The following is a 23,676-nucleotide window of genomic DNA, read 5'->3' on the forward strand; positions in this document are numbered from 1 at the left end:
ATATCTTTATTATAAAAGCATATTGATATTTGTCAATATGCTTTGTGTAAACTTTAGGGTTATCTTTTGTAAAATACTAGCCAGTTACTTTACTTCTCCGCTCAACCAATACTACATCATGCCACTTACCGTTATCCATTTTACCTAACCTTTCTCTATACCCAATCTCCCTGAATCCACATTTTTTATGCAGGTTTAAGCTGGCGGAATTCTCTCTGATAATTCCAGACTGTAAAGTCCAGTATCCATTTTCTTCGGACCGCCTGATTAACTCTTCCAAAAGTGCTGTACCAACTTTCTGGCCCTGATTTTGCTTACTGATATAGATGCTTACTTCTGCTACTCCTGAATAAACGCACCGCCCGTAAACCGGAGATAAAGCTGCCCAGCCCAATATCTTATCACCGCTTCTGACTACCAGCCGGCAGTTCTTACAGTGACCTTTATCCCAATCTTCCCAGTCTGGTGCCTCGCTTTGAAACGTAGCAATTTTAGTTTCAATACCCTCCATATAAATATCTGCAGCCTGCGGCCAGTCCGATGCTGTCATTTCATCAATTCTGTATTCCATGATTTTTTCCTCCTAACAATATGCCTCAACCTATACTGCTCAATTGCTCAATTCCACCGCATCTTTAAGAAGCTGTAAGCTCTCAAGTACCTGACTTCTTTTATTCTCTGGTATTGCATTGAAGATACCTTTATAATACTTATCCATACTCTCTTCAATATTCTGAAAAACGATTCTGCCTCTTTCCGTTAATTGAATAATTATATAACGCCTGTTTTCCATATCTGATTTTCGTATAACGTAATCCGATTCCACCAGATTATTGATCGTCCGGCTCATTGTACTTTTATCCAGTCCCAATAAGCGGGACAGATCAACTAATGAAATCTTTCCTTTACGGCCGATTTCAACAATCGCATGGCACTGTGTTAAACTAACGCCGCAACAGGAAGCATCGCTTTTTTCAAGAATTCCTAAATCCCTGACCAGTATACGGATTAATTCACGCAAGACTTTACTGTCCTGATTTATCATATCATCACCTCAAAAAATATATTATCATGCAACTGTTGTATTTTGCAACAATTATTTTTGTTATTTTATTCTATATTGTATTGACTTTTTTTATTTAAAAGCATATACTATGTTACATCAAATTATTTTGATGTGAGGTAAAAATATGGAACTCAGTTCTGAAAAAAACGCGAAAGTATTCAAAGCTTTTTGTGATGAAAAACGGCTTATGATTTTAGAACTGCTGCGAAGCGGTGAAAAATGCGCCTGTGTTTTGATTGATCAGATGGATATTGGTCAGTCCGCCCTGTCCTATCACATGAAGATTTTATGTGATTCCGGAATTGTGGAAAGCAGACAGGAAGGGAAATGGACACATTATAAAATCAGTGAACAGGGAAGCAGAGATGCCATGCTCCTTTTAAAAGCAATAACCACTACCAATCCGGCTGCAGAGGTTAGCGGCCGTAGTAATTGATAACAGCCATCAGATGAGAGATGGCTCTTATTTAACGCGAAGCATCAATTTTTTTTGATATGAATATCTGATTAAGAAAGAGAGGTACTTTTCTAATGAACCCCCTTCAAACAATGTGGCTGTTTTTTCAAAACCAGGTACTTGGTATGAAATGGCTCAATGATTTCATTGGCAGACTGCTTTTGGCCCTTGGCATTGACATTTCCGGGCAGATTGGCGGCAGTATACAGTTTTTTATCTATGATGTTTTGAAAATCACCGTGCTGCTCTGTGTGCTGATTTTCATCATTTCATACATACAAAGCTACTTTCCCCCTGAACGCAGCAAGAAAATTATGAGCCGTTTTCATGGTGTATGGGCAAACATTATGGCAGCACTGCTTGGCACTGTGACACCGTTCTGCTCCTGTTCTTCCATTCCGCTGTTTATTGGCTTCACCAGTGCAGGCCTGCCCCTGGGCGTGACTTTTTCTTTCCTTATTTCCTCTCCCATGGTGGACCTTGGTTCCCTTGTGCTGCTGATGAGCATCTTTGGAACAAAGGTGGCGCTTGTCTACGTGATCATCGGACTGATCCTTGCAGTATTGGGAGGAACTCTGATTGAAAAACTGCACATGGACAGCTATGTGGAGGATTTTATCCGGTCAGCCGGCAGAGTGGATATTGATTCGCCCAGCCTGACCAGAAAAGACCGTATGATTTACGCACGGGATCAGGTGGCAGCTACCTTCAGGAAGGTATTGCCCTATATTTTAATCGGTGTAGGTATTGGAGCAATCATTCACAACTGGATTCCTGAAAACTGGATTGAGATGGTGCTGGGCAGCCGCAACCCGTTTGGTGTAATACTGGCCGCTTTGCTGGGCGTTCCCATGTATGCGGATATTTTCGGAACAATACCGGTTGCAGAGGCACTTCTTTATAAGGGGGCACAGCTGGGTACCGTCCTCTCCTTTATGATGGCGGTCACGACTTTAAGTCTTCCCTCCATTATCATGCTGCGTAAAGCCGTCAAGCCCAGACTGCTTGGTATTTTCGTGGCAATCTGCACCATAGGCATCATTATCATTGGTTACCTGTTTAATGTTTTTCAAAGTTTTCTTATGTAAATAAAAATTTGTAGGAGGATAAAATTATGGCATTGTTTGGGTTTGGTAAGAAAAAAGAGGAGGAAAAGGAAATAAACTCCGGAGTCTGCTGTGAGGGCAGCTGCAGCTGCAGCGACACAATGGCTGACAATGATGAAACGAAGATAAACGGCGCTTCAGTCAAGGTGCTTGGCTCAGGCTGCGCAAAATGCAACCAGCTGGAAGCAGCAACCCGGGAAGCACTGAAAGAACTGGGTATGGAGAGTACCATTGATCATGTGACAGATTTCACACAGATTGCTGCATACGGGGTTATGTCCACACCGGCCCTTGTGGTAGACGGTAAGGTGGTTTCCTTTGGTAAAGTACTAAAAAAGGAAGAAGTTGTTAATATCCTGAAAAATATAAGAGAGACTTCATTATAAAAGAAAAAATCGCGGGCAGCTTCGATACTGGAAAGCTGCCCGCGATTTTTTCTTTATTATGCATGATCTATATCGTTATCACTCCCCTGAAAGTGATTACTGAAAATCAAATAACCGGTCCAGAGGTTCAACCGGACCTGTATGAGGCTGACTCATCGTGCCTAATATAGCTGCATTGGGTACCAGTACCATAGTGGTAGTCTGATAGCCCTTTTCTTTAATCTTAACACAATCGAATTCTACCAGCAGCTCCCCTGCCTTCACATGATCTCCCTGCTTTACTAACGCGTGAAAGCCATCACCTTCCAGCTGTACGGTATCTATACCGATATGAAGTAAAACTTCCATTCCATCCCCGGTTGTCATTCCAATTGCATGTCCGGTAGGAAATACGGATGCAATTTCTCCATCCACCGGAGCATATAACTTTCCTTCTTCCGGATTAATTCCCACACCCGGTCCCATAACTTCTTCAGCAAATACCGGATCACTTACCTTAGAAAGCGGTACTACGGTTCCCTTTAAAGGGCTGTAAATTGTTTTCGGCTCACAGGTAATACTCTTTACAGCAGGTGTCTCTAATTCCTTTTTCTCTTTATTACCAAATATATTATCTAAAAATCCCATTCTATTCAGTCCTTTATATGTTTAGTCCAATGATTCCCACCGTTTTTTTAATACAAAAGCAGCACTTTTTGGCTGCCTGGCACGATTGAAAATTCCCTTTTTGTTTCCATTTACACGCATGATTCCCTCTGTAGTCTGGAAATCAGCAAAATTCCAAACCAGTTCACCCTGTATAAAATCAAACTGGTCAAATATTTCAAAATTCATATCCAGATATTCGTTCTGATACTCCTGGCTCCACATAATACTTGGCAGTTTATGCTCTGCTGCCAGGGTATCCGTACCAAACTCAGTAAATACAAACGGAATATTCAAATTTTTATCTTTCCACTTATTCATCTCAATCAGGAAGGCTTCCCTTGCATCAACAAGCTCCGGACCTCCTTTAATATACCACCCGTAATACCGGTTTAAACAGATAAAATCACAAAGCTGGTAGCACTGGCAGATTTCCGGCTGACTATTCTTTTCAAATGCTCCTGTCATCGGACGTTTCTGGGGATCCAAAGCCCTTGCAGCATCAAAAACCGTTGTAAAATAATCTTTCGACTGTTCACTGGTAGTTTCCGGTTCATTAAACAGACTCCATGCAATTACACTGGGATGGTTTTTATCTCTTACAATCATCTCTTCCACTGCCTGAAGATGGGCCTTTAACAAATTAGGTACGGTAGGTGTTTCAAAGAATCTTGTAAACTTACCTGTACCTGCATCTGCAAAGTTTCTGGTGGATCTCATCATTCCCACTGCAGGAACCTCATCAATGATCAAAAAGCCTTCTTCATCTGCAAACTGATACCACTCTTCTGCATAAGGATAATGGCTGGTCCGGAAGCAATTTGCACCGATCCATTTCATGCATTCAAAGTCTCTCTTTAATACCCCCCAGTTAAAGCCTCTTCCAATTACTTCAAAATCTTCATGTTTTCCGAATCCTTTCAGATAAACAGCTTTGCCGTTAATCTGAATTTCTTTTCCTTCTATCTTTACAGTGCGGATACCGATTTTAGAGGAATACTCGTCAATCAGCGTTTCCCCATTCCAGATGCGCATGACAGCCTGATACAGATAGGCTTTTCCTACGTTCCATAAATGGGCTTTGGGAATAATCACACTTCCCTGCTTGCCCGTGCATTTAGCCACCTGCTGTTTTTCTTCATCAAATAATTCAAAGGAAACCTCATGATTACCATTTGTCCTGATCTCATAATGAACAACCGCATCTTCTCCGTTTAATTCATATTCCACACTGTAATCTTCGATGGATTCAATGGGTTTTGAGACAAGCCATACGCTTCTCTGGATTCCGGAATAGTTGAAAAAATCAAAATAAGGCCTGGCCAGTTTTCTTCCGTCACTGAGCACTGCAGTGGCTCCGCAGGGAAGACTCTCTTCATTTAATTCGTTGTTGGCCTTTACGATAAATGTATTTACCTCACCAAATTTTACATGATCCGTCACTCTGGCAATCACCGGCAAAAATCCGCCCTCATGGGTAGTTGTCAGACTACCATTGCAATAAACGCCTGCACGGTGGGTAATGCTTCCAAAACGGATCTCCACCTCCTGTTTCTCCCATTCCCGTGGTACAAATACTTCCGTCTCATACCAGAAATCACCGCAGTAATCCCGTTCCTCTTTTGTAGTAAAAAAATCCGAAAAACTGGCGGGAACCGGCATGGAGATTGGGTCTGGCAGCTTATGCTGCCAGCCCTCCTGAAGTCCTTTTTCTTCCGGATCAAACCGGAATTTCCACATACCATCCAACAGCTGCGCCATTCTGGCCTGATTGCTGCATGGGTATAATTCTGAAAAATTCAGCATCGTTCACTCTCCTGTTATCTTTTTATGCTGCCATAATTCACCATTCTTTATTATACTTCATCTTTATAGAGAAAGAAATAAGTTAATAAAAATACTACCACAAAAGAAAATGTGATTGATACAACGATAGCCGGACCTGCCATAGCAAAAAGGGCTGGAATCGTTAAAAGGTTGACTGGAACCTGTGCTGTACGGATGCATCCTGTAACTGCTGCAATAATACCGCTGACCCCGTTAATGATACACATTCCAATGAATATTTTACGGTTTTTCATTAAAACACCGTAGATACCTGGCTCTGTTATTCCACCAATCAGAGCTGAGACGGAAGCAGAGCCGGATACTAACTTCATATCTTTATTTCTTGTTTTTAAGAATACTGCCAAACATGCTGCTGCAATACCAAAGTTAGCGCCAAATGTAGTTGGTGAGATGTAATCATATCCTAATACGGAATAGTTATTCATAATAATAGGTACAAATCCCCAGTGCAAACCAAACACGATAAACAGCGGCCATAAAGCGCCCATAGCAAATCCTGCAACTGCTGGAGAGAAAGTAAATACTGCCTGAATTCCTCCGGCAATACCTTTGCTCACAATATCAGTAACCGGTCCGATCACGATCAAAGCGACAGGGAAAACAACAGCAAAATCCACCACCGGAATAACAATACTCTGAATAATCTTAGGAATTACTTTCATCAACCCTTTTTCCAGTTTCGACTGCGCATAAACGGTTAAGAGAATCGGCAGTACAGAACTGGGATAGCTGATCAGTTTTACAGGAATTGAGAAAAATGTAACAGCAACTTCCTTATTACCGAACAGCGCCGTCATGGAAGGATAACACATAGCGCAGGCGATTGCCATCGAAATAAACGGCTTTGCGCCAAATTTCTGTGCTGCGCAATATGCCAGAAAAACAGGCAGGAAATAAAAAATACCGTCTGATGCAGCATAAAGTATGGTATAAGTGGTAGAAGTTTTATCAAGCAGGGACAGGGTTGTGAATAATACCAGAAAACCCTTTAAAAGTCCTGCACCGGCAAATGCTCCCATAAAGGGCATAAATATGCCGGAAATAAGATCTGTCATCTTCTCCATAAAACTGTTCTTTTTGTTTTCTGATGCCAAATTGCCTGCTTCCGCTGGTTCACTCTGATTTTTCTCCCCAATGGAAGTACTCAGTAAAATCTGGTCATACACATCTTCCACATCACTTCCGATTACAACCTGATACTGGCCGCCAGCCTGCATTACCTTAATAACACCCTGCATATTTTTCAGTGTTTCCGTATCTGCCTTGCTTTCGTCTTTTAACTTAAAACGAAGCCGTGTGATACAATGGGTCAGGGAGTTTATATTTTCTTCCCCGCCAACATGTTCTACAATATCTTTGGCTAATTTTGAATAATCCGCCATTTTGATACCTCCCTAATAATTTTTTATCAAAAAAGCCTGGTTATCCCCCATAATCAAGAGAATAACCAGGCTTTGCTGAACTGAATCATAACACTGCCAAAATCTAACTGTTTTTCAATTGTGACAGATGAACTGCCAGATAAACTAATTCATCGTGTCCTGCTTTGTAATGATATTTATCTTCAATGTATTGACATACTTTCTGGCTGCAACGATATTCATCGGGGTAGTTCCTAAGCAGTTCTTCTAACATACGCGCCCCGCCATGCTCTTTATAATAATACTTTTTCATGACACGCTGGGCAAAGAACTTCAAATGGGTCATATACCGGTAATAGGGAAGGGAATCTTCCTTCACCTGAAAATTCAGTTCTGACATAATCAGATCATTGAGTTCGCTCACCATGACAATCATCTTTTTTGCATTTCCGCTTATCTGATTATGCCGGGCTGTTACAAAATGCATGGCTACAAATCCAGCTTCATCATTGGATAACCGGTACCCGAATCTTGACTCGATCAAATCAAGCATCTTTTGTCCAACCTTATATTCGTCCGGATAAAACCGTATGATATCATGAAGTATAGAATTCGGTACAACTAGCCCCTGCTGAAAATTTTCTACGGCATGATAAATATGATCGACCAGGGAAATATGAATGGTTTCATTGAGAGTCATATCAAAGACCTGGACTGCAAAATCAATGACATCCTCTGCAACCATGATATATTCCTGGGGCACTGTGTCAAGTATTTCCCGGAACTGACTTTTATGGTTTTTATCCTTCAGAATAAACTGCTTTTCAACCCGCTCCTGATCGATGGCATCACCGATACGGCTTTTAAATCCAAGTCCGCTTCCAAGCAGCAGGACATCCTGTCCATTTTCATCGTTTGATATCACAGCATTTGTATTTAATATCTGCTTAATAACCATTTTCATAAAAGTTTCCTCGATCTCAATGTGTAAAAAACATAACGCTACAGATGGATTAAAAGCAAAAAAAACAAGCGTGCACCAAATAAAACAGATGCAGACTTGCCTAATTTAATAGTAACACTCCTGTAAACTACGTAAAGCTTATCACAGGAGTGCAGCAAAGGCAATCGGTATTTTGACCAATATTGATTCATATATTTTGTACACTTTTACTGTTTTTAACCGTTTGTTTCTAATATTTTTTATAACTTAATGGCTTTATCTGCAGCCATATTTTGACCGGAGTATAATTTTTGTGAGGTCCACGGCTGATCCTCATCTGACCAGAACGGATCCTCCTGCAAAAGACCTAAAGCCATAAATACAGTAGTACATAGATACAAACTGCCAGTATTGATATAACGCTCTCCCAAATCCGGCTGATAGCCGCAGAAACCGGTTATCAACCAGCCGTTTTCATCAAAAATGCAAGGTCCCTCCATGATCCGTTTGATCACTGCAGTCAGGGCACAGCGCACCTGAGCAGGCGTAAGTTCCTCTGGAAGACTGTGGTACAGGGCCATCTGCGATAAAGTCTGAAATGCGCCAAACCGGTAGCATACGGAACGTCCTACAATCGGATATGTCCCCTCCGGAGAAATCATTCTCTCCAAAATTGCTGCATACCGCCTTGAACGCTGCCAGACAGCAGGCAGCATCTCCTGTTCCATATCTTTAAAACAATTCATAATATCCAGCAGCATCGGCTGTATGACAAAGCTGTTATAATAATCAAAATGAAATATTTCTCCATCTCCGTAAAATCCGTCCCCTTTATACCAGCCAAGCATCTTGCAGACATAGTTACGGATCCGGTTCTTATCATAATCTCCTCCCAGAAGATAAAGACCTGTTTCCACCATGGCGCTGAATAAGACCCAGTTATTATCTAATGGCTGGATCCTTCTGGTCATCATCAGGCAGCGGATCAGCTGCTCCTTTGTTTTCCCATCCATATTGCAGACAAGACTGTTTTGTGCTCTTACCAGGGCACTGCATAAAAACGCCGCATCCACCAGCGGTTGTCTTTCATCCTCATCTCCTCCGAATATCATATAGTCTTTCGCTTTCGGATCGGTTGCGTTGGCCAGTGCCTTATGAAAAAGCTTCCGACAGGATTCCTGCATCTTTTTTTCTTCTCCGGTGAGGCCTTCCAGTTCCAGCCATGGGCTGATCCCATAAGCGGTACGCCCAAATGCCTCCAGCAATGCATTTTTATGGCAGCTGGGATTTGTATTTGGCAAGCGCTCCTTTAAATTGTCATTTGCCAGATTTTCAAGTACCGGAAGAGCAATTTTAAGCATTGTATTGAGCCAGTATGATCTTACCTCGGTCTTCATCGACATAAAATGATTCCTTTCTTTTACCAGATAAATAAATCTTTATCGGCCAGTTTCAAAATAGCCTCTATAAAATAATAATCAGCATAAATCATTGGGAAATTGTGTCTCGTATCATGATAAGCCGCAGAACAGTTCTCCAGAAGATTATCGATGTCAGGATTCCAGTTACAACGGTTCTCAGCCAGTGCCTTTAATAGACGAATGGCTGGATTAAGGTAAACCTGCTTCTCTGATTCTTTGACATATTTGGAAAGCTCAATCATTGCGCAGGCAGAACAGGCTGCCGCCGTAGAATCTTCCCAGACGCAGGTCTGTGGCTGGGCGAAATCCACAGGGATTAAGCTGCTATTTGGGATATTGGCAATAAAATAATTTGCAATGACCTTAGCAGTATTCAGGTAAGATTCTTTTTGTGTATGCCTGTAGCTTAAAACAAACCCATAAATTCCCCATGCCTGTCCTCTTGTCCAGGAAGATCCGTCTTCGTATCCCTGACCTCCATGTGATTTTATCATTTCTCCGGTTTCCGGATTAAATTCAACAATATGGTTAACGGAACCATCGGGCCTTACAAAACAGGTCTGTGCCATATCCGCATGGTTAACCGCTATATGGCGGAATCTGGGATCTTCGGTTTCTTTCCAGGCCCAGTATAACAGCGGCAGATTCATCATGCAGTCAATAATTGCCCAGCCAAGGTGTTTTTCTCCTCCCCATTCATTCCATGCACGAAGGAAATGTCCGGCAGGATTGTAACGTCCCGCCAGAAGTTCTGCCGCCAGAAGTCCTCTGTTTCGAGACTCCTGGCTTCCTGTAATACGGTAATCGGCCACTGCCGAGGGAAGCCATTTAAACCCATTATCGTGATCCAGCTTTGCCGGCATCAGAAAATTCTGATCCATCTTCTGCTCTGTTTTAACTGCAATATCTTTATACAGATTATTTCCGGTAACATGATACATCTGCCACATGATTCCAGGCCAGAAACCATTGGTCCACCAGTAAATTTTCTCATGGGAATAATCATTGAAAACTCCGTTTTCCGCCGTATATGGTATCTTGTTCTGATTGCGTTCTGCTACCAGACTCATTTTTGATTTAATCTTTTCCAGAATTTCATCCACCCACAATTCCTGGTTCACTGATAATTTCATATGTACCCCTTTCTTTCACTCAATCCTTTTTAAAACAAAAAAACAAGTATGCACCAAAAAAACAGATGCAGACTTGCCTAATTTAATAGTAACACTCCTGTGAATTATCTAAAGCATATCACAGGAGTGTCAAAGTAATCAACTACTATTTTTGAACTTTTACAGGCTTTCCCCATTGGTTGCGATCACTTTTTTGTACCAGTCAAAGGATTTTTTCTTATATCTGTTTAATGTGCCAGTTCCGTCATCATTCCGGTCAACGTAGATAAAGCCATACCGTTTCTTTAATTCCGCAGTGGAAGCACTGACTACATCGATGCACCCCCAGCTGGTATAGCCCATAACCGGAACTCCGTCTTCTATGGCTTCTCCTACCTGAATTAAATGATCTCTTAAATAATTAATCCGGTAATCATCAAGGACTGTCTTTGTTCCATCCGGCTGTGTTACAAGCTCATCGACTGCTCCCAATCCGTTTTCCACAATAAACAGAGGTTTCTGCCACCGGTCATAAAACTGATTGAGCACGTAGCGAAGTCCCTGGGGATCGATCGCCCAGCCCCATTCACTTTGTTTTAGATAAGGGTTTGCTACACCTCCCATGAGATTTCCTTCCCCTGCCTGTGCCGCGGAATGGTCGGCGGCTTCACAAATACTCATGTAGTAGCTGAATGATACGAAATCCACAGTATGATTCTTTAACAGCTCTTCATCGCCATCTTCCATCTGAATCTGAATATTATTTTCCCTGAAATACCGTTTCATATAACCAGGATACCGGCCTCTGACATGCATATCTCCAAAAAATGTATTCATATGATCTGATTTCATGACTGCAATTACATCATCCGGATTAGAGGTCAGGGCATATATTGGCATGCTTAAGATCATACAGCCGATTTTGCAGCCGGGCATCATCTCATGTCCGATTTTCGTAGCCAGAGCACTGGCCACCAGTTCATGGTGAATGGCCTGATAAAGATCCTGTTTCTTTAACCTGTTCTTATCCGTATAGATTCCCCCGCTTAAAAATGGTTCATGCAGCACGGAGTTTATCTCGTTAAATGTCAGCCAGTATTTTACCTTTCCACCGAAGCGCTTAAAAATAGTTCTGACATACCGTTCATAAAAGCTGATCAAATCCCGGTTTATCCAGCCATCATACTTAACGGACAAGTTTAAAGGTGTCTCATAATGAGAAATCGTTACCAGAGGTTCAATTCCATGTTTCAGCAGCTCATCAAACAAATCATCGTAAAACTGAAGTCCCTTTTCATTGGGTTCTTTATCATCCCCATTTGGAAATATCCGGCTCCAGGCAATTGAAGTACGGAACACTTTAAAACCCATTTCCGCAAACAGCTTGATATCGTCCTTGTATCGATGGTAAAAATCAATTCCTACCAGCTTCATATTATCTGGAGTCGGTTCTTTTGTTACCGGTCCTTTAATACCACGTGGGGTCACATCCTGAGTACTTAACCCCTTTCCATCCTCGTTATATGCTCCTTCACACTGGTTTGCAGCCACTGCTCCTCCCCATAGGAATCCATCTGGAAATTTCATATAGCAGTTATCCTCCTTTTCTTTTACAGAGATGTCGACTATAATAACAGATTTTTAAGAAATAAACAACTCTAAAAAAATTGAAGTATCGTTAAACTATGCTTATAATAAAAGTGGAAATCCAAAAGGGGGATAAATTAATGTTCCAGATAGGTGAATTTTCAAAGCTGACGCAAATAACAATTCGTATGCTCCGATATTATGATGAGGCAGGGCTTCTAAAACCTGCCGAAATCGACCCTTGGACGGGATATCGTATGTATTCTGTGGAGCAAATACCGGTTCTAAACAAAATCATCTATCTTCGTGACAGCGGTTTTACTGTCTCAGAAATTGCCGCAGCTCTAAGCATCAAGGACGACTATTCTCTTGTGTCGCAGCTTGACAGGAAACAGCTGGAGGTGGAACAGGCAATCCTGGCTGAACAGGAGAAATTAAATAAAATAGAACTTGCAAAAAGGGAACTGTTAAACAAAAAAAGCGAAATGCATTATAACATTTCAATTAAATCCATTCCAGGTTATCCGGTTCTTTCCTTACGCCGCACAATACCTGATTATTATGCAGAGGGTGGTTTATGGCAGGAGTTATCCGGTTTTGCAGCTGAACATCAAATACAATTATCAAAAAGTACTTTTTCAATCTACTATGATACCGAATACAGGGAAAAAGATGTAGACGTTGAGTTATGCGCACCTGTAAAAAAACCAGGAAAAAACATAGATGGCTTTACGTTTAGAAACGTTGAGCCAGTACCAATGATGGCTTGCACAATGGTATACGGAGCCTTTTCAAATATTGCTGGCGCTTACCTTGCATTTGCACAATGGCTGCAAGAAAACAGTCAATATGAAATGTCCGCCCCAACCAGACAAATCGTACACCGCGGGCCGTGGAATGAAAGCAGTCCTGAAAAATATCTGATAGAGATTCAGATACCATTAGAAATTAAATAGCCCCATTCTTCTTTTTATCCACTTGACTCTCACATGGTGTGAGGGGTTATGCTCTGCTTGAAACCAAGAAAATGGAGGAAAAACACATGAGTAATTTTACAGTAAAACCAATTGGAACGGTTCATAACAACGAAGACGGCACGTTTATTGAGGTAAATGAACACTATATTCCAGCGCTGCAAGCATTGGAAGGATTCAGCAACATTAATATCTTCTGGTGGTTCAGCGATTTTGATGATGATCAATCCCGCTCAACGCTTCAGGAAGAGCAGCCCTATCAGGGTGCTCCCCAAGTAATAGGGGTTTTTGCCACAAGATCACCGCTGCGTCCTAATCCGATTGCTTTGACCACAGTAGATGTGATCCATATTGATTATGTAAAAGGGATGATTCAAATTGCATTTATCGACGCTAACGATAATACCCCAGTAATTGACATTAAACCCTATACACCAAGCTTTGACAGAGTAGAAACTCCTGGTGTACCTGCATGGTGCAGCCATTGGCCTAAAAGTACAGAAGAATCCGCCTGTTTTGCATGGGAAGAAGTATTCAATTTTTAGGGGACGCTTATAAGTTTTTCAGCAAGTAAAATCAAGAATTCTGATTTCTTATCCGTTATAATTCTTTTAGAGCGATTGAAACGAGGTGAATATTAAATGTACGAATGGCACAAACAAATTCAGCTAATTGTTGATGAAATTGATGAATCGATCAGACAGTATCATGATGAATCACTGACACTGCGCTTTCTTTCCCGTAAGCTTGGTTATTCTGAATTTCATACGACCAGAAAATTCAAAGAAATATCAGGTATGCAGTTTAGAGAATATTTGCGGCTTAGAAGGTTAGCCTTTGCGTTAAAAGAGGTCCGTGACAGTGAGAAAAGTTTTTTGGATATTGCTTTTGATTATGGTTTTTCATCACATGAAGCCTTTACCAGAGCTTTTAAAAATTCCTATGGTGTAACTCCAAGTGAATACCGGAAAAAGCCCAAACCTGTAGTTCTTCGTACTAAAATAACTCCTTTTGACCGCTACTTTTTAGGATTTGGAGAGATTGGCATGATAAAATCGGAAAATAATGTAAAGATTTATTTTGTTACCATTCCAGCACACAAATTTCTGCACATTAAAAACTACGAAAGTAATGGATATTGGGATTTTTGGCAGAAACAAAGCCTGATTCCAGGACAGGACTGCGACACCATCTGCGGCTTACTGGATAGTATTAAGGGCAAACTGGATGACGAAGGCGGAACTGAATCAAACAGCGGCAGCGGTCAGATTATGGCTTATATGAATGACCCTGACGGACGGCTCTGCGATTGGGGCATTCCCCGCACAGAGTGTTATGGTGTACGTCTTCCTGTTGATTACAAAGGCGAAGTACCGCCCCAAATGCTTCTGATTGATGTCCCTGAAGCAGAGTATATTACATTTGAACACGGGCCATTTGATTATGAACAGGAAAACCGAAGTGTGGAAGAAAAAATCGAAAAGGCAATGGCGGACTTTGATTTTGCGGATACCGGCTACTGCTTTGATACTTCTCCCGGCAGAATTCTTTACTTTTATCACAATCCCGAGCGATTCTGGAAATATGTCAGACCAGTGCGTAAATTATGAGTTTAGTTCTGCACGGTTGTTCACAACTATGAGTTTTTAAACCCACTCCTGTAAGAAAGGGGGCAGGTGCAAAATGACTGATACTCAGTTATTTTACACCCGCCCACCCTTTAATCATTATGTGCTTTCATCTGTTATGACATCACTTAAGGTTCAATTCCCCATTTCAGGCTGTTAGATATATACCCTGTAACCTTTGGCCAATCCACGTAGCTCATTGCTGAACCCTCAAAGGAATAGTCATCTGTCTGAGTAAAATTCGTCCAGTTGCTTTTAGTCACTCTTACCTGAATCTCAGCATACTCTCCGTCCGCCAGATTACCGGCTTCAGATGTAAAACCGATTTCCAGGCAGTAGTCGGCATCCTTCTTTGCAGCAGGCAATTTAACAAAGGTTCCGGTAATGTTACTGCTGCCAACTGAAGACCAGTCACACCAGAAGTTTTGATCCATTTCTCCATTTATAGTGTAATAATATCTAATTTTGACATCAGAAAGTTTTACACTGGTTGTGCCGTTATTATAAATCTTGAATTTCGGACTGAGAGAAACGTTCTGCGCTGATGTGGTTCCATTATACATCTGTATCTTAATGCTTCCTTTCGCAATGGAAGTATCTACTACAGTCAGAACCATTACAGGATCTGTTCCTGCACTTAAATCAAATACTACATTGTAGGTACCTGTATTAAGTCCAGCCAGCTTAGTTTTTAAGAAAGTAATGGAACTACCAGATATGGTATAATCCACGCCTTCAACTAACTCTCTGCTATCCAGCCTGATACCTTTTCGTTTATGTCCTGCCATAGTTAAGACGGCTGTAATATCTGCCTGTTTTGCAGGGTTCTTATCAAAGGTAGCTGCAGAAGGTGTAACAGAACCGCTTGGTGTGGAATCAGTGACCGTTACTGTCAGTACAGGATCAACTCCCTTATTGAAATCAAAAACAAGCTTTAACTTGCCGATATCCTGACTTGCTAAATAGTCTTTAGACAAAATAACCGTACTGTCGGATAAGGTATAATCTGTACCTTCCGTTAAATAAGTACTTCCGTCATTAATACCGGTAAACGTATTACCATTTAAGATAAGCTCTACTGTTATATCTGTTTGTTCAGTAATATTCTTATCAAAAACTGCAGCTACAGGGTTGATAGCAGAGTTGGTTACTGGTTCACCGCCTTCTCCAAACAGCAGGGAATATACACCATTTGCAATGGCGATATCGCACTGTGCCCAGAAACGGTGGTAGTGAAATACCGGATCAGTATCATTGTTATAAGCAGTAAGAACTTTCTCATAATCCGGATCATCTTTATATTTAGAACGAATGTCTAAAAATTTAACACCGGATTTAATCACATCGCCATTTGGCATTTTCCCCGTCCAGCCTGCTGGTACGTAGACTTCCTGGTCAAAGAACCTTTTGTAATCTGCTCTTGATTCTGGCGTTGAAAGGCCCTTATCATCTCTGTACAGATTCCACATACGATCCAATAATTCCTTTGCCAGTACTCTTGATTCATCATCACCAGATGCCTTGCTGTAAAACAATAAGGTGTTTGCAAGAGAACCTGTAACACCAAGGTCTGTGCCATAGCTGGTAACAATTACATGCAGGTTCTTATTACCTGTATAAGTACCTGTCCAGGTATCAGGCTGTCCGGACCAGTCAAGACCGTTTGGAATAGCAAAGGTTCCGTCTTCATTCAGCTGTACCACTGATTTAATCCAGCCTGCCCATTTATCCAAAATAGCTTTTGCTCTGTCATCCTTCGTTTTGTAATAATATTCAGCTACACGCTGCATGGACCATGCCTGAAAACCAAACCAGGTGTTGCTTCCAGGATCTGCATAGACTGGATTTTCTACATATCCCATTCCATAAAAGGTTGACGTACCTGCCGGCCATTCTTCATAACGGCCTTTATGGGAGTTACTTGCTCCGCCTGCAATCGCACCTTCCGAAGTCTGCAGCCACTGATAAAATTCCAGCTGTCTGTTAAGGCTTAACTTCCAGTCACTGGCTCCTTTTGGGGACAGAGGTTTAAAATCCTCAACTTCCGATAATATCCAGGCTGCCATGGGGTTCTGATATCCAAAGTGGTTATGGCTGTCTCCAATTTTCCATGCCCAGTCGGAACCTACTCCGCCGCCCCATGCATAATACCAGGACAACAGATAATGAGCTGCATCATACCCGGTACCAGCAGCTGCCGGAGAACCGATTTTACGGAAGTATTTATCAAACATGGCATATCTTAAATAATCACCCATTTTGCTGGCTTTGGAATTATAGGTTCCAAGGTCAACACCATATTCTTCAGCCCATTTATCAGCCCAGTAAGCAGCCTGGATTGCACGGGCGTCTGCATCGGGTGCATCGGTATATTTAAACTGCTTTGAATAACTGCTGTCTCCAGTGAACAGATCAAGATATCCATTCCTGCCGCCGTATTTCATTGTTTCCCAGCATGGCTGAGGTATGGTCTCCCAGGTAGACTCCTGCTCACCTCTCTGGAACGTATTGATATAAGATGGTGTTGATACACCGTCACCTCTGCTTCCAAAGCCGTACCAGTTATCTACATCTAATAACCAATGCATTCCATACATGGTATTGCTGCCGTAGGCAGTGGCCAGATCACTGTTAATAGGGTCAGATCCAACAGCTGCACCAAAATTCAGCTGGGCAGGATATAAGCTGGGCAATTCCCATTCCGGGGCATAAGTAGCAGGCTTGTCAGCCGTATATTTCCTCATGCTGGATTCGGGCTGGTCTTTTTCCGTTGGAATCATGTAGGCTTCTGCTTTATCCCAGGCTGTTTTGAAACCGCTGAAATCTCCTGTGAATTTTCCATACATGGCTTCCAGCCACATATAATAGCTGAAAGCTTCACTTGTAGTTACATGTCCATAATCCGGAGCTTCTACAATCAAAGTCTCAACAGAATGATATGGAATGCCCTTGTTACTGAAATACCCATTTTTCGGATCCTTAATGTCTCCCCAAAGTTCCATAAATCTTTTTTGATATTCATCTGCGCTTTTTGCAGTATTATTGGCTGCCTGGTTTGGTTTATCCGATGTAACTGAATTACGTTTAAATAACTCTTTTCTTATCATACGATAACCTCCTAATATTTTTAATCTAACAATCAGTTCATCAGCCGGTTCCTTACCTGTAAAATATCTCTCGCCTCTCCTTTCCCCCATTTATTGCAGGTGGATTACCAACTATCTGAATTAATTGAAAAATTGAATTGCTTCTAACTTTTATAAAGAAATTTTAATCTAAAATGTAAACCTAAAAATAAAATCGTTATGTCTTTAGAAAGCTGCAAAGGAAAGGGAACTTTTCTATGACAATCTCTAAAATACGGAAAAGTCATAGAGAAGTTCCCCTTCTTCTAATCGTTGCTTAACGTCTTACAATCAAGGCGTTACAATAGACCACTGCTGATTATTGCTTGTACTGCCTGCCCACTGGCACAAATTCGCTGTTGGTTATTTGAAACAATTTCCGTTTCATGGTAAAATATAATATATTAAATGGCATTAAAGCCTGGCAATTAATTATATGAGGTGAAAGGTATGAAAAAGAGAATTGTTTTAGTATGCATCTGTCTATCCGCAGGCTTCCTGTTAAGCGGCTGTGCGAAGGGAGCTGACCGAATGACCCAGCGCATAGAAACTACAGTAGAAAATACCTCCAGCGAAGCTGTTCCAACGAATGAAGCACCAACAGATACCGAATCTGATCATGTCAAAGCAAATGTCCAGTTATATGAAGGAACTTATTTTGATGAAGGTGTATACAAATATGTGGATATTCCAGCGGCGGAATCCCCGTTTGTATATTGTGAAATCATGATCAGTAATATTACTGATACTTCTTTTGATTTTTCAATATCTGAAACGGTTATGGCAACCGATGAAAGTACAATTATTTTCCCAACCAGTACCGCTTATTTCACTGGAGACGGTACCGAAGCTGCATATATTGGGAAGGACCAAACCTTACATTTTGAATTCCCTCATGATCAGGATCTTTATCCCATCATCCGCGATATGAAGGTCACCGGCTTTCCTAAATTAGAAGGAAATAATTATATTAACAACAGTATTCCCGGACACGAAGCAGGATAAATACATTTCTGAAAGGAATAAGGAGGCGGAAAAGAACCGGTACCTTACTGCCTCCCTTTTCTTTCGCAGTTTGTAACAATCAGTCATTCCCATACTTATCACATGGTAAAATGTTTCAGTGCAAGATTATGTATATTATAGACCTGTCTTAAACTATAGTTGGTCATTTCACTGATTTCTTCCCATGTATATCCGGAGATATATTTTAACAGAAGTATATTTTTTTCTATTTCCGAGTCCATGCGGCTCACATTCTTAACGATTATCTTACATATCTGATTCTTTTCCCCCAGCTGCTTTCTTAAAGATGAGAATACATCCTTCATTTCCATACCTGAGTCTGTGTCCGTATCTCCCTGCATAACAGAAAGCACTTGATTTTGTTCCTCCTGAAGACTGACCAGCAAATTTCCCAAAGTTTTTATCGAAAAACTGAGTGTCTGATATGATTGTAAAAAAGCTTTTTTCTGCTCTTTTTTTTCGATTCCGCCATTCATAAACGAATCCTCCTTAAAGGTATTTACTAAGGAAAAAGGCGAATGGCAGCACTTTGTAAACCACAAATTATTTTAACCTCTGTGCTGTACTTTAAAACCATTTCATTGTATTGCATTCCCCACTGGCTGTAGCATTGAGTTATAGAAAACGCGGATCCGATTTTCTGTAACTAAAATCATTTCAACAGGAGGTTTTTAAAATGGGGAAAATTGAAATTGCCACACAATGGATGATTAATCTGGCTAACGACGATGCACATGGTTATGACCAGACACACAGATGGGGACCTGATTACGATTGTTCTTCCGCTGTTATCACAGCATGGGAAAATGCAGGTGTACCCGTTAAAAGCAACGGAGCCGGAGCTACCGGTACAATGTACGGCCCCTTTCTTAACTGCGGGTTTTCTGACGTCACCTCTCAGGTCACACTCAGTTCCGGCAAAGGATTAGAATATGGTGATGTACTGCTAAGAACCGGGAATCACGGACATACTGCCATGTTTATCGGAGGCAGCCGAATTGTACATGCCAGCCAGAATGAAAAGGAAACCAGCACAGGAGGAAAAACCGGTGATCAGACCGGAAATGAAATTTGTACCCGCTCTTACTATAACAGTCCATGGACTTATGTTCTCCGGTATACAGGCGGCGGCAGCGGACCAACCGGAGACAGCACCATCAGGAGCTTTCAAACCTGGCTTAATAACAACTATTCCGCCGGCTTAACCCCGGATGGCATTTATGGAGCAAATACGAAGAAGGCTGCTACGAAAGCTTATCAAAGAGTCCTTGGAGTAACTGCCGACGGCATTTTCGGTGCAGGCTCAAAGGCTGCTGTAAAAACCTTAAAATCCGGCAGCCAGGGAAATGCGGTTCATCTCCTGCAGGGAATGCTCTATTGCCGGGGATTTAACCCCAATGGAGTAGATGGAATCTTTGGTTCCGGTACAACATCAGCTGTAAAGAAATTTCAGTCCGGCAAAGGATTAACTGCGGATGGTATTGCAGGTGCCGATACGATGTATGCACTCTATAATTAGTGCTCACCGGACTATAAAAGAGGAGAAGGAATATGAAAGATAAATGCAAAATGATTATTACAAAACTACTGTTATTTACTTTGATGCTGACGATGGTATCAGGTAATTATATACTGCCGGCTTCTGCAGCAGGTATTTCGCTGACAGAGAGCGGAGGCTGGTTTGAAAGTGCTTATATCAAATGGAAACCTGTCAGCAATGCGGTCTCCTACAAAGTGTATATTAAACCAGCGGCAGCGGACGATTCTTTTTATGAGCAGATTGATAATGAATTAATAAGAAAGTATCCCACTTATTGGAGAGCTGATGCGGTAGGTCTTGCAGCCGGCCAATATGTCATGAAAGCAGAAGCTATACTCCCCGGTAACACGAAAGAAAGCATTGTTTCCGGTACTATCACCGTGAATGCTAACGACAGAACCGGATTTGCTTTTTCCGGTGATTCTGAGTATAAATCCGGATCTGGCGCATACAGGGAAAATGGAATACTAAAAGATCATGCACAGGTGATTTATATAACTTCTGATACAGCAAAAACCGTAACACTTGATGTTATAGTAAACAGTTCCGGTAAAAAGCAAACAGGTACCGGTATTGGTGAAATTTTAAAGTTACGTCAGAAGGGATATGACACAACTCCGCTTGCAATCCGTTTTATCGGACAAATAACAGACAGCAGCATGGCTTTAGAGCTTAACAGCAACGGATACCTTGAGGTAAAAGGAAAAACTTCCTACAAAGAAATGAATATGACGTTAGAAGGCATTGGCGATGATGCAACCGCTTATGGCTGGGGATTCTTAATCAGAAATTGCGGAAACCTAGAAATCAGGAACTTAGGTGTTATGCTGTTCCCTGACGACGGAATTTCACTTGATACGGCTAACTGTAATATTTGGGTTCATAATAATGATATCTTTTACGGAAGTGCAGGATCCGATGCTGATCAGGCGAAAGGAGATGGTTCAGCCGATGTTAAGGGCGGTTCCACTTATGTGACCCTTTCCTACAATCATTTCTGGGATTCCGGAAAATGTTCTCTTTGCGGAATGAAAGATACTGCGGAATTTTTCGTAACCTATCATCATAACTGGTACGATCATTCCGATTCCCGCCATCCGAGAATCAGGACCGCCTCCGTACATATTTACAATAATTTCTTTGATGGAAATGCAAAATACGGAGTTGGTGTTACAAAAGGAAGTTCTGCATTTGTGGAAGCAAACTATTTCAGACATTGCAAATACCCTATGATGAGTTCCTTACAAGGTACGGATGCTTTAGGTGAAGGTACGTTTTCCGGAGAAAATGGCGGTATGATCAAAGCTTTTGATAATATAACAGAAAATGCCTCCAGCCTGATTTATGCAAACTCCAATGAAGGAACAACCAAGAAAGACGGGGTGTCCTTTGACGCTTATTTAGCATCTGCAAGAAACGAAACCGTTCCAAATTCTTATAAAACCTTAGCAGGAGGTACTGCTTATAACAATTTTGACACCAGAAAAGACATTGGTGCCAGCCCCGCTGATATCGATAGCGTGAATCATGTTGAACAAATTGTTACAACTGGTGCCGGGCGTTTAAACCAGGGTGACTTTACCTGGAAATTTGATAACGCAGCCGATGATGCTTCTTATGATGTAAATGCAGCACTAATGTCTAAACTAAGAAGTTATGCAACAGAACTTATATCAGTAGGAGGAAACTAACCCTCCCGATTTATACAGACACGCAATTTTACACCTGATTCACAGTCTATTCACAATTTCCACAACTTTTCTACACAGCCAATGGGTATATTAATAATTGTTACAGGTAATATCCTTTAAAATATAATTTTCTCATACGGCCGGCAGGATCCTGTGATCTTACCGGCTGCTCCTTTATCTCCAATATTTATTGATAATTTCTGTCATTACATCCAACTGCTTTTCCATTTCATCAACAAATTTAAATTGGTTTCTGGCACGAATCAGATTGTGATTCTCTTTGTGAATCTTAAAGTAGTTATCCCCTTCCAGATAATCAGTCAAAAAACGAACACCACATTCCAAAGTCATAATAATTGCAGCCAGAGGAAGCCATTTCATTTCCTGTTGAGTTAAATTTCGTCCCATTGCTTCAAGGAAACCTTTTGTATATGCTTCATACTTTTCGAAATTCACTTTTAAATCTTCCAAATTCTCGCCGTCTTCTGCAATTGTACTTCCACACGAACGAATGGCATCTCCATAATCATATAATGCGCTTCCCGGCATCACGGTATCTAAGTCGATTACACATCTGCCTTTTCCTGTTGTATCATCCAGTAAGACATTGTTAATCTTCGTGTCATTATGAGTAACCCGAAGAGGAATCGCGCCGCTTTCCAAACCACGAACCAGCGTTGATGCTATTTCTTCTCTGGACAGTGCAAACTGGATTTCTTCCCTGCACTGGTCAGCCCTTAGCAGAGGATCTTCATGAACCGCATGTTTCAGATTTTTGAAACGCCAAATGGTATTGTGAAAGCCTTCAATTGTCTCAATTAAGCTTTCCGCAGGGTATTCACTAAGCAAATGCTGAAACTGGCCAAATGCTTTACCTGCTTCGTATAACATATTTGCGTCTTCTGCAAAGGTATGACCGGTTGCATGTTTCACAAAAACATAGGCTCTCCAGAAATTGCCTTCGTCATCCTGGAAATAACTTTTATCACCTTTTGTTTTTATTAAAGTCAGTATCTCATACCCCTCTGCCTGCTGCTCTTTCGTAATCCGGCTGCTTAGATAAGAAGTGACATGTTCGATATTTTCCATTAAGCCAACTGTATTTTTAAAAACCAGATGATTAACCCTTTGTAAAATATATTGCGTTGGCTTTTTATCATCATCAACATAAGTTACTTTGAACGTATCATTAATATGACCGTCTCCATAAGGTTCTGCCTCATCAAAAATTCCTTTAAAGGTAAACTGACTGCATACTTGTTTCAGTTTTTCTTCTTTTGTCATACGAACCCTCCGATAGTATTTTATACATGCTCCAATTTATTCCACTCCACCAGTCTAATCTGGTCCCATTATAGTGGTGTTTGGAAGAAGTGTCAAGATATGCAAAAATGCCTGCTGTTGTATAATATCCCTTTGCGTGTAAATAATAATTCTATTATTAGTAAGGATTAAAACAACTTTTTATGCAAAGGAGCAAATTATATGAATCGCGATAAACTCATAGCACAGGTAAAAAATGAATACGCACGAATAGCCTCTATGGAATCCCAGCAGCACTTCCACCAGACCACAACCGAGATCACACCGGAAGCTTATTATGAAAACCTGTTAGGTAAAGTGATAAACGAAATCAACAACGGAACTTTTGATAATTTCAAATCCGGTGAAGAAGTAGTAACCGCTATTGCAAATGATAAAACCTGGCTTTCAGGCTGGAAATAAATACAAAACTGCAGAAAAAAACGCAGTCCTTTTTT

The 23,676-nt window shown here is 41.2% G+C and carries 22 protein-coding genes; 10 read left to right on the forward strand and 12 right to left on the reverse strand.

The window, feature by feature from the left end; translation table 11 throughout:
• Positions 1-76 precede the first annotated feature (76 nt).
• Together DS742_RS21025 and DS742_RS21030 are read right to left on the reverse strand one after the other, a co-directional pair.
• Positions 77-571, reverse strand: coding sequence for a GNAT family N-acetyltransferase (locus DS742_RS21025; protein WP_117418923.1), 495 nt, complete (start codon positions 569-571; stop codon positions 77-79).
• Between the two features lie 39 nt (positions 572-610).
• Positions 611-1,045, reverse strand: a complete 435-nt coding sequence (locus DS742_RS21030) for a MarR family winged helix-turn-helix transcriptional regulator (RefSeq protein ID WP_117418924.1) — start codon at positions 1,043-1,045, stop codon at positions 611-613.
• Between the two features lie 145 nt (positions 1,046-1,190).
• On the opposite strand from DS742_RS21030, the gene DS742_RS21035 reads away from it, so the two are divergent.
• From DS742_RS21035 to DS742_RS21045, 3 genes are all read left to right on the forward strand, one after another.
• On the forward strand, positions 1,191-1,502 hold the full coding sequence (locus DS742_RS21035; RefSeq protein WP_117418925.1) for an ArsR/SmtB family transcription factor: 312 nt from the start codon (positions 1,191-1,193) through the stop codon (positions 1,500-1,502).
• A 95-nt stretch (positions 1,503-1,597) separates the two neighbouring features.
• The gene (locus DS742_RS21040) at positions 1,598-2,611 is read left to right on the forward strand and encodes a permease (protein ID WP_117418926.1); all 1,014 of its coding nucleotides are present in this window, start codon (positions 1,598-1,600) and stop codon (positions 2,609-2,611) included.
• A gap of 26 nt (positions 2,612-2,637) precedes the next feature.
• Complete coding sequence (locus DS742_RS21045; RefSeq protein WP_117418927.1) at positions 2,638-3,015, forward strand: thioredoxin family protein; 378 nt, start codon at positions 2,638-2,640, stop codon at positions 3,013-3,015.
• 96 nt (positions 3,016-3,111) lie between these two features.
• Here the strand turns inward: DS742_RS21045 and DS742_RS21050 are convergent, their stop codons facing one another.
• The 7 genes from DS742_RS21050 to DS742_RS21080 form a co-directional block, all read right to left on the reverse strand.
• A complete protein-coding gene (locus DS742_RS21050; protein WP_117418928.1) occupies positions 3,112-3,642 on the reverse strand; it encodes a PTS sugar transporter subunit IIA in 531 nt (176 codons plus the stop codon).
• A gap of 21 nt (positions 3,643-3,663) precedes the next feature.
• A complete protein-coding gene (uidA, locus tag DS742_RS21055; protein WP_117418929.1) occupies positions 3,664-5,466 on the reverse strand; it encodes a beta-glucuronidase in 1,803 nt (600 codons plus the stop codon).
• A 50-nt stretch (positions 5,467-5,516) separates the two neighbouring features.
• Entirely contained in the window at positions 5,517-6,890 is a 1,374-nt protein-coding gene (locus tag DS742_RS21060) for a PTS transporter subunit EIIC (protein WP_117418930.1), read from the reverse strand.
• Positions 6,891-6,993: 103 nt separating this feature from the next.
• Complete coding sequence (locus DS742_RS21065) at positions 6,994-7,833, reverse strand: PRD domain-containing protein (RefSeq protein ID WP_117418931.1); 840 nt, start codon at positions 7,831-7,833, stop codon at positions 6,994-6,996.
• Between the two features lie 239 nt (positions 7,834-8,072).
• Positions 8,073-9,215 carry a DUF2264 domain-containing protein gene (locus DS742_RS21070; protein ID WP_117418932.1) on the reverse strand — a complete coding sequence of 381 codons (1,143 nt, stop codon included), beginning with the start codon at positions 9,213-9,215 and terminating at the stop codon, positions 8,073-8,075.
• 17 nt (positions 9,216-9,232) lie between these two features.
• Positions 9,233-10,366: a glycoside hydrolase family 88 protein gene (locus DS742_RS21075; protein ID WP_170313539.1), complete on the reverse strand. Its 1,134-nt coding sequence runs from the start codon at positions 10,364-10,366 to the stop codon at positions 9,233-9,235.
• 159 nt (positions 10,367-10,525) lie between these two features.
• Positions 10,526-11,932: a glycoside hydrolase family 1 protein gene (locus DS742_RS21080; RefSeq protein WP_117418933.1), complete on the reverse strand. Its 1,407-nt coding sequence runs from the start codon at positions 11,930-11,932 to the stop codon at positions 10,526-10,528.
• 140 nt (positions 11,933-12,072) lie between these two features.
• On the opposite strand from DS742_RS21080, the gene DS742_RS21085 reads away from it, so the two are divergent.
• The 3 genes from DS742_RS21085 (at position 12,073) to DS742_RS21095 (ending at position 14,516) form a co-directional block, all read left to right on the forward strand.
• Entirely contained in the window at positions 12,073-12,888 is an 816-nt protein-coding gene (locus tag DS742_RS21085) for a MerR family transcriptional regulator (protein WP_117418934.1), read from the forward strand.
• A gap of 86 nt (positions 12,889-12,974) precedes the next feature.
• On the forward strand, positions 12,975-13,451 hold the full coding sequence (locus DS742_RS21090) for an SAM-dependent methyltransferase (RefSeq protein WP_117418935.1): 477 nt from the start codon (positions 12,975-12,977) through the stop codon (positions 13,449-13,451).
• Between the two features lie 96 nt (positions 13,452-13,547).
• Positions 13,548-14,516, forward strand: coding sequence for a helix-turn-helix transcriptional regulator (locus DS742_RS21095; protein ID WP_117418936.1), 969 nt, complete (start codon positions 13,548-13,550; stop codon positions 14,514-14,516).
• Between the two features lie 146 nt (positions 14,517-14,662).
• On the opposite strand, the gene DS742_RS21100 is transcribed toward DS742_RS21095, so the two are convergent.
• Positions 14,663-17,641 carry a glycoside hydrolase family 48 protein gene (locus DS742_RS21100; protein WP_117418937.1) on the reverse strand — a complete coding sequence of 993 codons (2,979 nt, stop codon included), beginning with the start codon at positions 17,639-17,641 and terminating at the stop codon, positions 14,663-14,665.
• Between the two features lie 468 nt (positions 17,642-18,109).
• Here DS742_RS21100 and DS742_RS21105 point away from each other — a divergent pair, with 468 nt between their 5' ends.
• Complete coding sequence (locus tag DS742_RS21105; RefSeq protein ID WP_117418938.1) at positions 18,110-18,664, forward strand: hypothetical protein; 555 nt, start codon at positions 18,110-18,112, stop codon at positions 18,662-18,664.
• A gap of 98 nt (positions 18,665-18,762) precedes the next feature.
• Here the strand turns inward: DS742_RS21105 and DS742_RS21110 are convergent, their stop codons facing one another.
• Complete coding sequence (locus DS742_RS21110) at positions 18,763-19,161, reverse strand: sigma-70 RNA polymerase sigma factor region 4 domain-containing protein (protein ID WP_117418939.1); 399 nt, start codon at positions 19,159-19,161, stop codon at positions 18,763-18,765.
• A 200-nt stretch (positions 19,162-19,361) separates the two neighbouring features.
• On the opposite strand from DS742_RS21110, the gene DS742_RS29820 reads away from it, so the two are divergent.
• Positions 19,362-20,204: a C40 family peptidase gene (locus DS742_RS29820; RefSeq protein WP_117418940.1), complete on the forward strand. Its 843-nt coding sequence runs from the start codon at positions 19,362-19,364 to the stop codon at positions 20,202-20,204.
• A gap of 32 nt (positions 20,205-20,236) precedes the next feature.
• Positions 20,237-21,916 (forward strand): pectate lyase family protein, encoded by a 1,680-nt coding sequence (locus tag DS742_RS21120; protein WP_117418941.1) that lies wholly within the window; start codon positions 20,237-20,239, stop codon positions 21,914-21,916.
• Between the two features lie 174 nt (positions 21,917-22,090).
• On the opposite strand, the gene DS742_RS21125 is transcribed toward DS742_RS21120, so the two are convergent.
• Positions 22,091-23,200: a phosphotransferase enzyme family protein gene (locus DS742_RS21125; RefSeq protein WP_117418942.1), complete on the reverse strand. Its 1,110-nt coding sequence runs from the start codon at positions 23,198-23,200 to the stop codon at positions 22,091-22,093.
• A gap of 201 nt (positions 23,201-23,401) precedes the next feature.
• Between DS742_RS21125 and DS742_RS21130 the strand changes: the two genes are divergently transcribed.
• Positions 23,402-23,641 carry a hypothetical protein gene (locus DS742_RS21130; protein WP_117418943.1) on the forward strand — a complete coding sequence of 80 codons (240 nt, stop codon included), beginning with the start codon at positions 23,402-23,404 and terminating at the stop codon, positions 23,639-23,641.
• Positions 23,642-23,676 lie beyond the last annotated feature (35 nt).

Origin of the sequence: Lacrimispora amygdalina (assembly GCF_003432035.1) — a bacterium.
GTDB lineage: Bacteria > Bacillota > Clostridia > Lachnospirales > Lachnospiraceae > Lacrimispora > Lacrimispora amygdalina.

What these genes read in the sequence shown, in the direction of transcription:
- DS742_RS21025 (WP_117418923.1), bottom strand. Translation starts at nt 571, where the DNA reads ATGGAATACAGAATTGATGAAATGACAGCATCGGACTGGCCGCAGGCT.
- DS742_RS21030 (WP_117418924.1), bottom strand. Translation starts at nt 1,045, where the DNA reads ATGATAAATCAGGACAGTAAAGTCTTGCGTGAATTAATCCGTATACTG.
- DS742_RS21035 (WP_117418925.1), top strand. Translation starts at nt 1,191, where the DNA reads ATGGAACTCAGTTCTGAAAAAAACGCGAAAGTATTCAAAGCTTTTTGT.
- DS742_RS21040 (WP_117418926.1), top strand. Translation starts at nt 1,598, where the DNA reads ATGAACCCCCTTCAAACAATGTGGCTGTTTTTTCAAAACCAGGTACTT.
- DS742_RS21045 (WP_117418927.1), top strand. Translation starts at nt 2,638, where the DNA reads ATGGCATTGTTTGGGTTTGGTAAGAAAAAAGAGGAGGAAAAGGAAATA.
- DS742_RS21050 (WP_117418928.1), bottom strand. Translation starts at nt 3,642, where the DNA reads ATGGGATTTTTAGATAATATATTTGGTAATAAAGAGAAAAAGGAATTA.
- uidA (WP_117418929.1), bottom strand. Translation starts at nt 5,466, where the DNA reads ATGCTGAATTTTTCAGAATTATACCCATGCAGCAATCAGGCCAGAATG.
- DS742_RS21060 (WP_117418930.1), bottom strand. Translation starts at nt 6,890, where the DNA reads ATGGCGGATTATTCAAAATTAGCCAAAGATATTGTAGAACATGTTGGC.
- DS742_RS21065 (WP_117418931.1), bottom strand. Translation starts at nt 7,833, where the DNA reads ATGAAAATGGTTATTAAGCAGATATTAAATACAAATGCTGTGATATCA.
- DS742_RS21070 (WP_117418932.1), bottom strand. Translation starts at nt 9,215, where the DNA reads ATGTCGATGAAGACCGAGGTAAGATCATACTGGCTCAATACAATGCTT.
- DS742_RS21075 (WP_170313539.1), bottom strand. Translation starts at nt 10,366, where the DNA reads ATGAAATTATCAGTGAACCAGGAATTGTGGGTGGATGAAATTCTGGAA.
- DS742_RS21080 (WP_117418933.1), bottom strand. Translation starts at nt 11,932, where the DNA reads ATGAAATTTCCAGATGGATTCCTATGGGGAGGAGCAGTGGCTGCAAAC.
- DS742_RS21085 (WP_117418934.1), top strand. Translation starts at nt 12,073, where the DNA reads ATGTTCCAGATAGGTGAATTTTCAAAGCTGACGCAAATAACAATTCGT.
- DS742_RS21090 (WP_117418935.1), top strand. Translation starts at nt 12,975, where the DNA reads ATGAGTAATTTTACAGTAAAACCAATTGGAACGGTTCATAACAACGAA.
- DS742_RS21095 (WP_117418936.1), top strand. Translation starts at nt 13,548, where the DNA reads ATGTACGAATGGCACAAACAAATTCAGCTAATTGTTGATGAAATTGAT.
- DS742_RS21100 (WP_117418937.1), bottom strand. Translation starts at nt 17,641, where the DNA reads ATGATAAGAAAAGAGTTATTTAAACGTAATTCAGTTACATCGGATAAA.
- DS742_RS21105 (WP_117418938.1), top strand. Translation starts at nt 18,110, where the DNA reads ATGAAAAAGAGAATTGTTTTAGTATGCATCTGTCTATCCGCAGGCTTC.
- DS742_RS21110 (WP_117418939.1), bottom strand. Translation starts at nt 19,161, where the DNA reads ATGAATGGCGGAATCGAAAAAAAAGAGCAGAAAAAAGCTTTTTTACAA.
- DS742_RS29820 (WP_117418940.1), top strand. Translation starts at nt 19,362, where the DNA reads ATGGGGAAAATTGAAATTGCCACACAATGGATGATTAATCTGGCTAAC.
- DS742_RS21120 (WP_117418941.1), top strand. Translation starts at nt 20,237, where the DNA reads ATGAAAGATAAATGCAAAATGATTATTACAAAACTACTGTTATTTACT.
- DS742_RS21125 (WP_117418942.1), bottom strand. Translation starts at nt 23,200, where the DNA reads ATGACAAAAGAAGAAAAACTGAAACAAGTATGCAGTCAGTTTACCTTT.
- DS742_RS21130 (WP_117418943.1), top strand. Translation starts at nt 23,402, where the DNA reads ATGAATCGCGATAAACTCATAGCACAGGTAAAAAATGAATACGCACGA.